This window comes from Streptomyces colwelliae (assembly GCF_048158785.1).
Lineage (GTDB): Bacteria > Actinomycetota > Actinomycetes > Streptomycetales > Streptomycetaceae > Streptomyces.
The window spans coordinates 1-12,688 of sequence record NZ_JBLTJC010000308.1 but is presented as its reverse complement, the minus strand read 5'-3'; the positions used below and the strand labels follow the sequence as shown (position 1 = coordinate 12,688).

At 70.2% G+C, this 12,688-nt stretch carries 9 protein-coding genes and 1 pseudogene; 8 read left to right on the top strand and 2 right to left on the bottom strand.

Translation table 11 applies throughout. The annotated features are described in order from the left end of the window. From ACNFOC_RS40695 to ACNFOC_RS40670, 6 genes are all read left to right on the top strand, one after another. Positions 1-1,782, top strand: a 1,782-nt coding sequence (locus tag ACNFOC_RS40695; RefSeq protein ID WP_416964051.1) for an ABC transporter substrate-binding protein, incomplete at its 5' end; no start/stop codon positions are given. Beyond that, a complete protein-coding gene (locus ACNFOC_RS40690) occupies positions 1,779-2,807 on the top strand; it encodes an ABC transporter permease (RefSeq protein ID WP_416964050.1) in 1,029 nt (342 codons plus the stop codon). The genes ACNFOC_RS40695 and ACNFOC_RS40690, both read left to right, overlap by 4 nt. Positions 2,808-2,812: 5 nt before the next feature. Beyond that, a complete protein-coding gene (locus ACNFOC_RS40685; RefSeq protein ID WP_416964052.1) occupies positions 2,813-3,781 on the top strand; it encodes an ABC transporter permease in 969 nt (322 codons plus the stop codon). Beyond that, a complete protein-coding gene (locus tag ACNFOC_RS40680; protein WP_416964049.1) occupies positions 3,774-4,823 on the top strand; it encodes an ABC transporter ATP-binding protein in 1,050 nt (349 codons plus the stop codon). The genes ACNFOC_RS40685 and ACNFOC_RS40680 overlap by 8 nt, the downstream gene beginning before the upstream one ends. Next, on the top strand, positions 4,820-5,827 hold the full coding sequence (locus ACNFOC_RS40675) for an ABC transporter ATP-binding protein (protein ID WP_416964048.1): 1,008 nt from the start codon (positions 4,820-4,822) through the stop codon (positions 5,825-5,827). The genes ACNFOC_RS40680 and ACNFOC_RS40675 overlap by 4 nt, the downstream gene beginning before the upstream one ends. Before the next feature lie 34 nt (positions 5,828-5,861). Continuing rightward, complete coding sequence (locus ACNFOC_RS40670; protein WP_416964047.1) at positions 5,862-6,332, top strand: DUF5990 family protein; 471 nt, start codon at positions 5,862-5,864, stop codon at positions 6,330-6,332. Between the two features lie 6 nt (positions 6,333-6,338). Here the strand turns inward: ACNFOC_RS40670 and ACNFOC_RS40665 are convergent, their stop codons facing one another. Continuing rightward, on the bottom strand, positions 6,339-8,072 hold the full coding sequence (locus tag ACNFOC_RS40665) for an LCP family protein (protein WP_416964046.1): 1,734 nt from the start codon (positions 8,070-8,072) through the stop codon (positions 6,339-6,341). A gap of 187 nt (positions 8,073-8,259) precedes the next feature. Further along, on the bottom strand, positions 8,260-10,014 hold the full coding sequence (locus ACNFOC_RS40660) for a hypothetical protein (protein WP_416964045.1): 1,755 nt from the start codon (positions 10,012-10,014) through the stop codon (positions 8,260-8,262). Positions 10,015-10,207: 193 nt separating this feature from the next. Here ACNFOC_RS40660 and ACNFOC_RS40655 point away from each other — a divergent pair. Both ACNFOC_RS40655 and ACNFOC_RS40650 read left to right on the top strand, forming a co-directional pair. Further along, a pseudogene (locus ACNFOC_RS40655) lies at positions 10,208-11,037 on the top strand (fumarylacetoacetate hydrolase family protein); the annotation flags it as partial. A 523-nt stretch (positions 11,038-11,560) separates the two neighbouring features. Then, a partial coding sequence (locus tag ACNFOC_RS40650; RefSeq protein ID WP_416964044.1) for a sensor histidine kinase occupies positions 11,561-12,688 on the top strand: 1,128 nt, incomplete at its 3' end.

The following is a 12,688-nucleotide window of genomic DNA, read 5'->3' as shown; positions in this document are numbered from 1 at the left end:
CACTGGAGTAGCGCGAGTAGCCGCTGTCGGAGGAGTGCATGGCCACCAGCACGCCCGCCTCCTCGACCCGCTTCCAGAACGGGTCGAACTCCGGCAGCGCGAAGGACCGCGAGCCGCCGTAGCCGGGCGTCCTCCGACAGCGGCTCCTCCGACCCGGCCACGTCCACGTCCTCGTCGGCGTCCGGGACCTCCGCGTTCCTGCCGCAGCACAAGGGCGGCACCCTGAAGCTCGTCGCCCACGCGGCCGCGGGCAGTCTCGATCCGCAGGTCAACTACACACTCCAGTACTGGCAGTTGTACCAGTCGATGTACGACGGGCTGCTGTCGTTCAAGAAGGTCGGCGGCCAGGAGTCGTTCAAGGTCGTCCCGGACCTGGCCGCGGCGCTGCCGAAGGTCACCAACGGCGGCAAGACGTACACCTTCACGCTCCGCAAAGGCATCAGCTTCTCCAACGGCAAGGCGCTCACCACCGACGACGTGGTGGCGTCCTTCCAGCGCATCTTCAAGGTCTCCAGCCCCACCGCCGGGACGTTCTACAACGGCATCGTCGGCGCCACCGCCTGCCTGAAGACGCCCGCGTCCTGCACGCTCAAGGGCGGTGTGACCGGCGACGCGAAGGCGAACACGGTCACAGTCAACCTGACGGCGCCGGACTCGGAGTTCCCGTACAAGCTGGCCGTCCCGCACGCCAGCATCGTGCCGAAGGACTCGCCGACGAAGGACGCGGGCACCAAGCCGCTGCCGACGACCGGCCCGTACATGGCGGCCTCGTACGACCCGAACCGTGAGCTGAAGCTGGTGCGCAACCCGCACTTCAAGGAGTGGTCGCGGGAGGCCGAGCCGCAGGGCTACCCGGACCAGATCGACTACACCTTCGGGCAGACCGTCGAGTCCGAGGTGACCGCCGTCGAGAACGGCCAGGCGGACTGGATGTACGACCCGCCGCCCGCCGACCGCCTCAACGAGATCGGCACCAAGTACACGTCACAGGCGCACGTGAACCCGCTGACCGCGTTCTGGTACGCGACGCTGAACGTCAACATGGCGCCGTTCAACAACAAGTTGGCGCGGCAGGCCATCAACTACGCCGTGGACCGGTCGGCCGTGGTGCGGCTCTACGGCGGCACCAACCTCGCCTCCCCCGCGTGCACGATCCTCCCGCCGGGCTTCCCCGGGCACGCCGACTCGTGCGACTACACCAAGGGCGGCGGCAAGACCTGGACGGCCGCCGACCTCGCCAAGGCCAAGGCGCTGGTGAAGCAGTCCGGTACGGCGGGGCAGGAGGTCGGCATCGTCGTGCAGGACGACGACGTGAACAAGTCGATCGGGCAGTACCTCCAGAGCCTGCTCACCCAGCTCGGCTACAAGGCGACGCTCAAGCCACTGTCGGCGAACATCCAGTTCACCTACATCCAGAACACGAAGAACAAGGTCCAACTCGCCCTGACGTCCTGGTACCAGGACTATCCGGCGGCCTCGGACTTCCTCAACGTGCTGTTCTCCTGCGCCGCGTTCCACCCCGGCAGCGACTCCAGCATCAACATCTCGGGCTTCTGCGACAAGAGCGTCGACGCGAAGATGCAGAGCGCGCTGAAGACGGCGCAGACCGACCCGACGGCGGCGAACAAGCAGTGGGGCGCGATCGACCAGTCGATCATGCAGCAGTCCCCGGTCGTCCCGCTGATCAACCCGAAGATCATCGACTTCACGTCGAAGCGGCTGGGCAACTACCAGTTCAGCAAGCAGTTCTACATGCTCGTCGGCCAGACGTGGGTCAAGTGAGCACCGCCACCACCGAGTTGGCCACCGCGGAGGCCCGGCGTTCGCCGGGCCCCTGGCGGACGGCCGGCGCCGACCTGTTGCGCAACAGGTCGGCGCTGGCCGCGGCCGTCGTCCTCTTCCTCGTCGTCCTGGCGACCCTGTGCGCACCGCTGTACGCGAACCACATCGCGCACACCGACCCCTTCCAGTCCCATGTCTCGGGCACCACGGTCGTAGACGGGAAGACCGTGCCGGTGCTCACCCCGAGCAGCACCGGCCTCGGCCTCGGCGTCACCCCGATCGGCCCGACCTGGGACCCCGCCCACTACTTCCTCGGCGCCGACAACCAGGGCCGCGACGTCATGGCCCGCCTGCTCTACGGCGGCCGCACGAGCCTGTTCATCGGGTTCACGGCGGCGCTGCTCACCTGCGCCCTCGGTACGGTCGTCGGAGTCGTCGCCGGCTATGCGGGCGGCGCCGTGGACGCCGTCATCTCCCGCGTCCTGGACGTCATTTGGGCGTTCCCGGTGTACCTGCTGGCGATCTGCCTCTCGGTCGTCCTCCTCACCGACGGGCTGCACCTCGGGCCGCTCACCGTCGAGGCGGGAAGTCTCTGGCTGCCCGTCGCGATCATCGCGGCGATCTATGTGCCGTACATCGCGAGGCCGTTGCGCGGTCACGTGCTGGTGCTGCGCAACAAGGAGTACATCCAGGCGGCCATCGGCTCCGGGGCACCGACCGTGCGCATCCTGCGCCGCGAGGTGCTGCCGAACGTGCTGCCCACGGCGATCGTGTTCGTCCCGCTGATGACCGCGCTCGCGATGCTCACCGAGTCGGCGCTGTCTTTCCTCTCCGTCGGTGTCCAGCCGCCGGACGCCAGTTGGGGCACGATCATCGAGGACGGACTCGGGCTGCTCTACACCCGGCCCGCCGTGACGATCGCTCCCGGCCTGCTGATCGCGCTGACCACGGGGGCCCTCAACGTCCTCGGCGACGGAGTGCGCGACGCGCTCGACCCGGGCGCCCGGCTGCGCGGAGGGGTGTGACTCTGATGCTCCGGTTCATCGTCAAGCGCTTCGCGTCCGCCCTGCTGGTGATGTTCGCGATCAGTGTGCTGGTCTTCCTGATCTTCTTCGCCACCCCCGGAGTCGACCCGGCCGCACGCATCGCGGGCCGCAACGCCGACCCGGCCACGCTCGCCCAGGTCCGGCACTCCTTCGGCCTCGACCGTCCCATGCCCATCCGCTACTTGCTGATGATGCGGCACCTTCTCATCGATCGTGACCTGGAATCGTTCGTCAACCGCGGCTCCCGCGTCATCCCGCAGATCGTGCAGGCCACCCCGGTGACCCTCTCCCTCGTCATCGGCGCCGCGCTCATCTGGATGACGGCCGGCATCGTCATGGGCACCGCCGCCGCGGCCCTGCGCGGCAAGGCGGCCGACCCGCTGATCATGCTCGTCGGCGTGGTCGGGGTCTCACTGCCGGCCTACTGGCTCGGCGAGGTCGTCAACCTCATCACCCAGAAGCAGCTGCACAGTTCGGTCTTCTCCTGGGTACCGCCACCGGGCTACGTCGACCTGAGCCACGGCCCCGGCCAGTGGGCCCTGCACCTCCTCTTCCCCTGGCTGACCCTCGCGCTGCTGTACGCCGGGATCTACGCCCGGCTGCTGCGCGGCGAGGTCGTCACCGCGCTGAGCGAGGACTACGTCCGCACCGCGCGCGCCAAGGGCCTCTCCGAGCGGCGCATCCTGATCCGGCACGCCCTGCGCTGTTCGCTGATCCCGATCGTGTCGCTGTTCGGCCTGGACTTCGGCGCGCTCGTGGGCGGGGCCGCGCTGCTCACCGAGGTCGTCTTCGGCCTCCCCGGCATCGGCAAGCTCACCTTCGACGCCCTCCAGAACCTGGACCTGCCCGTGATCATGGGGACCGTCCTGTACGCGGCGTTCTTCGTGGTCCTCGCCAACGCTCTGGTGGACATCCTGTACGCCCGACTCGACCCGAGGGCCCGCCATGCCTGACCAACCCCTGCTGGACGTACGCGACTTGAGGGTGTCCTTCCGCACCCGCCGAGGCACTGTCACCGTCGTCGACGGCTTGTCCTTCTCCGTGTCCCCCGGCGAAATCCTGGGCGTGGTGGGCGAGTCGGGCTCCGGCAAGAGCGTCTCGATGCTCGCCGTACTGCGCCTGCTGACCAGCCCGAACGTGACCGTCGAGGGCGAAGTCCGCTTCCGTGGGCGCGACTTGCTCACTCTCCCCGACAAGGAGATGCGGGCGGTACGGGGCCGGGAGATCGCCATGGTCTTCCAGGATCCGATGACCGCGCTCACCCCCGTGTACACCGTGGGCTGGCAGATCGCCGAGCAGATCCGGGCGCACGAGAAGGTGTCCCGCAAAGAGGCCCACGCGCGTGCCGTCAGCCTGCTCTCCGACGTGGGCATCCCCGACGCGGCCTCCCGCGCCGACGCCTACCCGCACGAGTTCTCCGGCGGCATGCGCCAGCGCGCGGTCATCGCGATGGCCCTCTCCTGTGGCCCCGCGCTGCTGATCGCCGACGAGCCGACCACGGCCCTGGACGTGACGGTCCAGGCCCAAATACTCGATCTGATGCGGGAGTTGAACACCCAGGGCTCGGCTGTCGTCCTCATCACGCACGACATGGGCGTCATCTCTCAGATCGCCGACCGGGTCCTGGTGATGTACGGCGGCCGGGCGGCCGAGGAGGGTCCGCGCCGGGCGGTGTTCCACGGACCGCGGCATCCGTACACGTGGGGGCTGCTCGACTCGGTGCCCCGGGTGGGCGGACCCCGGCTGCGGCGGCTGCCCACCATCGCGGGGATGCCGGTGGCGCCGGGGAGTCTGCCGGAGGGGTGCGCGTTCGCGCCCCGGTGCCGGCTGCGGCACGAACGGTGCGAGGAGCGGCCCCAGTTGACGACGGACTCCGGTGACGGCGCGCACCGCGACGCCTGCTGGCTGCCCGACGACGACCGCGCCTCGCTGCGCCTGACCTCGCGCGCGGCGGCGACGGACGTACCGGACATGGAACGAGAGGCGACACCATGAGCGCGCTGACCACATCGACAGAGGTGCTGCTGCGCGCCACGGACGTCACCAAGCACTACCCCCTGCGCGCGGACGGGCTGTCCCCCCGCCGCAAGGTGCTGCGGGCCGTGGACGGTGTGTCGTTGGAGGTGCGCGCCGGTGAGACGCTCGGCATCGTCGGCGAGTCGGGCTGCGGCAAGTCCACGCTGGGCCGCTGTCTGGTCCGGCTCACCGAACTCACCGGCGGCCGGGTCGAGTTCGACGGCCAGGACATCAGCACGCTCTCCACCCGGCGGCTGCGTCCAGTACGGCCCGGCATGCAGCTGGTGTTCCAGGACCCGCAGGCCTCGCTCAACCCCCGCCGTCGCGCCGGGGACATCGTGGCGGAGCCGCTGCTCGTGCACCGTTACGGCGACGGAGCCGCCGTGCGCCGTCGGGTCGCCGAGCTCTTCGACGTCGTAGGGCTGGCGGCGGCCCATCTGGACCGCTATCCGCACGAGTTCTCCGGTGGGCAGCGTCAACGCATCGGTATCGCGCGGGCGTTGGCGACGAACCCGAAGCTGATCGTCGCCGATGAACCGGTGTCCGCGCTGGACGTGTCGATCCAGGCACAGGTGTTGAACCTGTTCGCCGATCTACAGGAGGAGTTCGCGCTCACCTACGTCTTCATCGCGCACGACCTCGGTGTGGTCCGTCATGTGTCGGACCGGATCGCGGTCATGTACCTCGGGGAGATCGTCGAACTCGCCGAGACCGAGGCCCTGTACAAGGAGCCCGCGCATCCCTACACGCAGGCACTGCTGTCGGCCGTACCGGACATCGACGACGGCACGCTCACCGATGAGGTCCCCCGGGAACGCATCGTGCTCACCGGCGAGGTGCCCAACCCGGTGGACAAGCCGAGCGGGTGCCCGTTCCGCACCCGCTGCCCCTACGCGCGTGAGCGCTGTGCCGTGGAGCGGCCCCGGCTGACGATGACCGCATCCGGGCGCCACACCGCCTGTCACTTCCCCTTGATCGACTGAGGGTGCGGGGAGCGGACCCTGCATGATGGCCCGTATGCACATTCGTATCGACGCCGTCGATCTGCCTGGCCGCACCTTCCCCGCCCCCGCCGACAAGCCCGTCTCCACGTACGACGACGTCCACGTCGCCGTGCAGCGCCGGGACCGGCCGGCTGAACTCCTCGACCCGCAGCCGGGGGACGCCGCGTCCGCGACCTGGACGCTGGAGTGCACGGCGGAGGCCACGCCGGACGGCATCGTGGTCAAGGGCCCCTATGTGCAGCACCGGATGGGCCTGCGGTTCGTCTATCTGTCGTGGGGGACGGTCGACGAGGCCGGGCTCTTCACCATGTTCCGGCGCGCCAAGCTCATGCTCGACTCCGTGCCCGACGACGTCCTGGCCGCCGCCGCGTCCGACGGTCTGCTGGTCGGCCGGCTCGGTCTGACCGACGCGAACGGCGGCCCGCTGTGCGCGCGGGTGGATCCCCCGCACATCACCTGGACCGCCGAGAGCGTCGTCGTTTAGCGCCCGTCAGGACGCCGAGTCCTTCTTGTTCGTCGCCAGCCGGTACGCCTGGGTCGGGGTCATCGGGACGCCGTTCAGGCTGACCGTCTTGTAGGTGCTGACCTTGGCGCAGGACTTCGACTCGTCGGCGGTCGAGGCCTGGGCATTGGAGGTGGCCGCCTTGGTGTCGGCGGGGGCCGGGGACGAGGTGGCGCCGGGGTAGGTCGTACCGCTGGGCCAGTCCGTGCCGATCACCAGGGTCAGACCGGTGCCGGTGCCCTGCTTGAGGTGCGAGGAGGCGAGGCCGATCGCGCTCGCCACCGTCTGGGCCTCGGCCTTCTGTCCTGAGCCGTAGGTGAGTGTGGTCGTGGTCGCGCTGACGCCGGCGTTGCCGGTCGTGGTGTCGGAGCTGAAGCCGCCGTCTATCAGGGAGGTCGCGACCGTGGAGGCGCGCCCGCTGATGCTGGTGCCGTTCTCCACCGTCACGGCGATCTGCGCGGCGGGTACGGCCGCCGCCGTGGCGGTCGCGGTCGCCGCCGAGGACTTCTTGCCGGAGGACGTGGTCAGCGACTGGTCGTTGGCGATCGTCGCGAACAGGCTCTTCGCCGCGGTGGCGGGCACGACCCGGTCGGCGTTGTTCGGATCGGCGCCGGTCTGCATCGTGGTGAACGTCATGCGTTTCGTGGGGACCTTGTCCAGGTCCGCGGCGAGCCCGATGAGCTTCTTGACGGTGCCGAGGCCGGTGTCCACGGTGAGTGCCTTGGTGGCGGCGTCGGCCAGGTTGTAGACCGCCGTGGGGTCGGTGAGCGTGCCGGCGCTCTTGAACTTGCGGATCATCGCGCTGAGGAACAGGTGCTGGGAGACGGTACGGCCCAGGTCGCTGCCGTCGCCGAAGCCGTGCCGGGAGCGGACGAACTCGAGCGCCGCGTTGCCCTTGAGCGTGTGGGTGCCCTTGGAGAGCTTCAGGTGCGAGTAGGTGTCGTAGACGTCGGCGTCGACGCAGACCGAGACACCGCCGACCGCGTCGGACATCTTCACCACGCCGGAGAAGTCCATCTGCACGAAGTGGTCGATGGTGATGCCGGTGAGCGCGTGCACGGTCTTGACCTGGCACTCCTGGCCGTACTGAAGCGCGCTGTTGATCTGGCCGTAGTAACCGGCCGTCGACTGGCTGCTGTCCGGGTCCTTGCAGGCGGGGACCTGGGTCATGGTGTCGCGCGGGATGCTCATCACGGTGGCGTTCGAGCGGTCGGCCGAGATGTGTACCACCATCTCCACGTCCGCGTTGCCGTTCCCGGACTGCACACCGGTCGACGAGCAGCCGCCGCCGAGCTTGCAGTCGGTCGCGCTGCTGCGGGCGTCGCTGCCCATCACCAGGAGGTTGATCGGCGTACGGCCGAAGGCGTCGGCCTTCTCCTCGCCGCCCGCGCCGTCGTCGATCGCGACGCTGTTGATGTTGCCGTTCAGGTGCTCGTAGAACCACCAGCCGCCACCCGCGGTCGCCATGATCAGCACCGACAGGGATATCGCGCTGATCTTCAGCACCCGCTTGGCGCGGGGGGTCTCCTTGGCGCGGCGGCGCGAGGCGGTGCGGCCGCGTGCGCGGGATCCGCCGCGCGGCGCCTGCCGGGCCGCGGCGCGGGCGGCGGCCCGGCCGCCGGTGGGCAGCGGTTCGTCGGCCTCACCCGCACGCGGCCTGGGCACCCCTCGTGTGCGGCTGCGCGTGGCATGTCCCACGGGGCCGTCCCCGAGGTCGGTCATCTGGCACTCCCACGTACGGTCGGGCCGTTCAGGCCGTTCGGTGCTGCGGCCAGGGGCGCGCGGCCGTGTCGGGTCGAGTGAGGCGGGGTTCCCGTCTCGCTTGCGTGGTTGCGCAATATAACAATCTCAGATGAGAACCCTGTAGGGCCTTTCTCATTTACGGGATATCCTTTTACGTCAAACTCGGTCAACTGATCGGAATCCGTGCACTGGTGATGGCCATCGGGGTACCGGTCACGGCGATGAGGTAGAAGCGGGGATGCGACCCGCCGGGCACCCGCCGGACACCGCCGGGCGGCTTCACGACGTAGGTCGCGGAGGCGTGCGGGGCGAGGGTCGCCGGGCCGCCGGAGGCGGTCCACCAGTCGGAGGCGCCCTGTCCGAGGCGGCTGGCGAAGTGGGGGGTGAGCCGGGTGCCGGTGATGTTGACGACCCGGACCGCGAGACCGGTGATGTCCAGGTGGCCGGCCCGCTCCGCGAAGCTCGGTGTGACGTTCATCCGCAGCGGCGGCGCGCCGGCCGCGGCGATCGTCGCGCACACCACGGCGGGTGTGACGAGTCCCACGGCGAGGACGGCCTTGGCCCGGTGGCCGGTGATGTGCGGGATGCGGGGCTGCCAGGCCGAAGCGAGCGCGGAGGCCGGGACGGTCGCGGCCGCCGCGAGCCACAGCGGGGTCATCATCAGGAAGTAGCCGTCCTGGGACCGGGTGGCGAGGTAGAAGCTCAGCCAGGGCAGCACGGTGATCGCCGGGCCGAGCCGCCGCACGAAGAGCAGCGTGGCGGCGAGCAGGCCGAGCAGCAGCAGTTGGCTGGCGTAGGAGTAGTAGTCGAGGTGCCTGCTGCCCGCGGTGAAGTAGTACGAGATCCCCATCAGGCCCTGGCCGTGCAGGATCGCCTTCTGGGTGAGCGGGAGCAGCAGGCCGTGCAGCCAGGTGTGGAAGTCCTGGGTGGCGAAGTAGGCGTTGATCGCGGCCCATGTGAGGGCGGCGGTGCCGGTGTAGCGGGCGATCACGCCGAGGGCGGGCCGGGGGCCGAGGTCGCCGCGCCGGACGGCGTAGAGGCCGATGAGGAGGAACGGCGTGAGGAACCAGGCGAGTTGCTGCGTGGCGCAGGCCGCGCCGAGGCAGAGCGCCCGCGCCACTCCGGGCAGTCCGAGCCGGCCGCCGGCTCCGGTGTCCGGCCAGCGGACCACGACCGGGACGAGCAGCACCAGGGCGAGGACGGCGGGGTAGCCGGAGTAGGCGTAGCCGGGCAGGAGGCCGAAGCCGAGGCACACGGCGGTGGCGCCGGACCGCCAGGGGGCCGGGAGCAGCCGCCACAGCAGGACGGCGCCGCCGAGGAGCGCGCCGGTGGTGACGAGCGTGGCGGCGGCCGTCGAGTGGACCACGGCGTGGACGGGCGCGGCGAGCAGCGCGGTCAGGGGCGGATAGCCGTAGGTGTAGTCGGCGCCGCCCGACATGGTCTTGGTGATGCCGACCGACGAACGGTCGAACAGCCACGGCCAGGGCTGCCCGTAGACGGGGTGTCCCCGCAGGATCTCGTGGGCGGCCTGTGCGGTGAGGACGCCCTCGTCGGTGCCGGCGTGGTTGAGCCAGTAGCCGCACAGCACCAGCACGACGGCGAGCAGCAGGACGCCGGCGTCCACCCGGGTCAGGGCGCGCCGGGTGCGCGTGGTGAGGGCGAGGACGCCCGCGACGAGTATCCCGGCGTAGCAGACGGAGATGATCGCGGCGACGGGCGGATGGGACGTCACCGCCCTCGTCCAGGCGTCGCGGGTGCCGATGAACAGGCTGATCGCAGCGATCAGCGTCATCCCCCGGTGCAGCTGCTGGGGCGCCGCGGGCCCGGTCGCGGGCGGCCGGGTTCCCGGCGGCACCACCGGGGAGGGCGCGTCGCGCCGCCTCAGCCGGAGACCACCGCCGGCACGGGGACCGTCGTCCATGGCGTCCTTCTCCTCGTTCCGTCCCCGTCGGTCGGCAGTTCACTCCGGGGCAACCTCCACTACACGTCGTAGAGGTGAAAGGAGTCGCCGAGGTTCACCGGCGGAAGGAAAGAGCCGGGGAAGAAAGTGCTGACATACAGGGCGGGTTGACGCCTCGGCCGAGATTGGGCAACGCCTGCCGGCCTGATGAGGCCGTGGCGCCGTCCGCGAGGCCCTGGCGGCGGGCGAACCGGGCCCGCCCGTCACCGACCTGGGTGCGCTGTCGCCGGTCACCACGCCCTGCGGGGTGGTCGCCCAGATGGTCAACTACCGCAGCCACGCGCGCGATTCGGGGTTCACCGGGGAGGTCCCGCCCGCCTTCTTCCGCTTCTTCCGCAAGGCGTCCGGCTCGGTGAGCCGCCCGCGCGAGGCCATCGTGCGGCCGTCCCCCGTGGACCTCCTCGACCACGAGGGCGAACTCGGGCTGGTCATGGGGGCGTTGCTGCCGGTGGTGACCGTGGTGGTGGAGCGGGACGTGCGGCTGACGAATACGCGGTTCTACGAGAATACGAGAGCAAGTCGTACCCCACGTTCACACCGACCGGGCCGCACCTGTGCCTGCTGGAACCGGCGGACTTCGCCCATCTCCCCGATCTGCGGCTGACGTTGAGCGTCGACGGGGAGCTGCGCCAGGACCGCCCCCTCGCCGACATGACCGTGCGTCCGGCGCGGGCGCCGACCCTGCCGGCCCGGTTCCAGACCCTGGAACCCGGCGACTTGCTGCTGACCGGTACCCCCGGTGGCACCGCCCTGAAGGCTCCGCCGAAGGCCGTCGAGAAGCTCGGCGCGCCGCTGTCGCCGGCCGTGAAGCGGAAGGCGTTCGCCAAGAGCCGGGCCCGCGACCCTCGTTACCTGCGCGCGGGTGATGTGGTGACCGCCGGCGTCGCCGCACCGGACGGGCGCATCGGCCTCGGCGAGCAGCGCACCCCCGCGATCGGCCCGTCGGACGGGGGCGTGAATCCAGCCACCGCGGGCGCACGGTAACTCCGCGACCTCTTCACACAGTTGGGGCAGGTACACGCCAACTCCCCCGCACGCACGCCGTCTTGCAGGGCGAACTTTGCGACTCACGCAGGCGACGGTCGTGCCAACTCTGGATTTCCGGTGCGTTGCGGGATGCGGCAAATAGGTCCTATGCCGCGTAAGTAAGCCCCGTTCTCTTCATAGGAACCACCAGAGAACCGTTTCAGCAGGCCAGGTTGGGCGTCAGACGTGACGTGATTACACCGCATTAAGGATGGTGGCGTAGGGTGGCTGACCGTTAACTGTCGCATTCCTTACCGGACTTGACGGTTAATGTGCGCTGCGCGCCGTGTGTCCCACCCGGTTGATCGAGAGGACTCCGATGCCCGAAATCCCCTCCTATGCTGTGCCCTCGGAGCCCGATCGAACGACTGGATCGAGCTCCGCGCGAAACAGACACGCCCGGTCCTCCGTCCAGGACGGACCGTCGGATTCGGCCACTCGGTCGCGCACGGTCCGGCTCGCCGTACTGCCCGCCGCCGCGATGGCGATCCTGGCCGCCGCCGTCGTCCTGACCGTGCTGCGCACCCAGAGCGGCTTCGCCGACGGGACGACCTGGACGGTGCTCGCCGTCGCCGCCGTGCTCGGTTCCGGAATCCTGTTCGCGGGCGTCCGGCTCGGGCGTTCCGAGGCCGCGGGGATCTCGCAGCAGTACGCGTCGCTGCGCCGTACGGTCGCCACCGGGCAGGCCGAACTCCAGGACGTGCTCCAGCGGTTGGAGCGGGGCGAGCCGGTGGAGCAGGTGCCGTTCACGCACCAGCCGCCGTCACAGACCGACCCGCTCGGCCGGCTCACGTACGAGATAGGCGTGGGCCTGTGGCAGGCCCGTACCGTCGTCGCGCAGACCGCTCAGCTCGCCCGGGCCTCCGCGCCGGACAGCGAGGAGCGCGTCGAGGTCTTCGTCAACCTCGCCCGGCGTCTGCAGTCCCTGGTGCACCGCGCGATCAACATGCTCGACCAGCTGGAGAACGAGGTCGAGGACCCGGAGCTGCTCAAGGGCCTCTTCCACGTCGACCACCTCGCCACCCGTATCCGCCGCCACGCGGAGAACGTCGCCGTGCTCGGCGGCTCGGTGTCCCGCCGGCAGTGGACCCGCCCGGTGACGCTGACCGAGGTGCTGCGTTCCTCGATCGCCGAGGTCGAGCACTACTCCCGGGTCAAGCTGGTCCCCCCGATCGAGGGCACCCTGCGCGGCCACGCCGTCGCCGACGTCATCCACCTGCTGGCCGAGCTCGTCGAGAACGCCACGACGTTCTCCGAGCCGCAGACCCAGGTGCTGATGCGCGCCCAGCGCGTGACCGCCGGTCTCGCCGTCGAGGTCGAGGACCGCGGCCTGGGCATGCCCGCGCAGGAGCAGGCCCGCATCAACACCCTGCTCGCCGAGCCGGACCGCATCGACATCAGCAAGCTCCTCGCGGACGGCCGTATCGGCCTGTACGTGGTGTCCGCGCTGGCCCGCCGGCACGGCATCGCGGTCCGGCTCCAGAGCAACATCTACGGCGGCATCCAGGCCATCCTGGTCATCCCGCGCGGCCTGATGGGCGACGAGCCCGGCGAGATCCCCGCCCAGACGCACCATCAGGCCGCGCGGGATGACCAGGATGGCCTGGAT

Bases quoted from the DNA above. Each gene is read 5' to 3' on its own strand.
- ACNFOC_RS40660 (WP_416964045.1), bottom strand. From the start codon at position 10,014: ATGGACGACGGTCCCCGTGCCGGCGGTGGTCTCCGGCTGAGGCGGCGC.
- ACNFOC_RS40685 (WP_416964052.1), top strand. From the start codon at position 2,813: ATGCTCCGGTTCATCGTCAAGCGCTTCGCGTCCGCCCTGCTGGTGATG.
- ACNFOC_RS40665 (WP_416964046.1), bottom strand. From the start codon at position 8,072: ATGACCGACCTCGGGGACGGCCCCGTGGGACATGCCACGCGCAGCCGC.
- ACNFOC_RS40670 (WP_416964047.1), top strand. From the start codon at position 5,862: ATGCACATTCGTATCGACGCCGTCGATCTGCCTGGCCGCACCTTCCCC.
- ACNFOC_RS40680 (WP_416964049.1), top strand. From the start codon at position 3,774: ATGCCTGACCAACCCCTGCTGGACGTACGCGACTTGAGGGTGTCCTTC.
- ACNFOC_RS40675 (WP_416964048.1), top strand. From the start codon at position 4,820: ATGAGCGCGCTGACCACATCGACAGAGGTGCTGCTGCGCGCCACGGAC.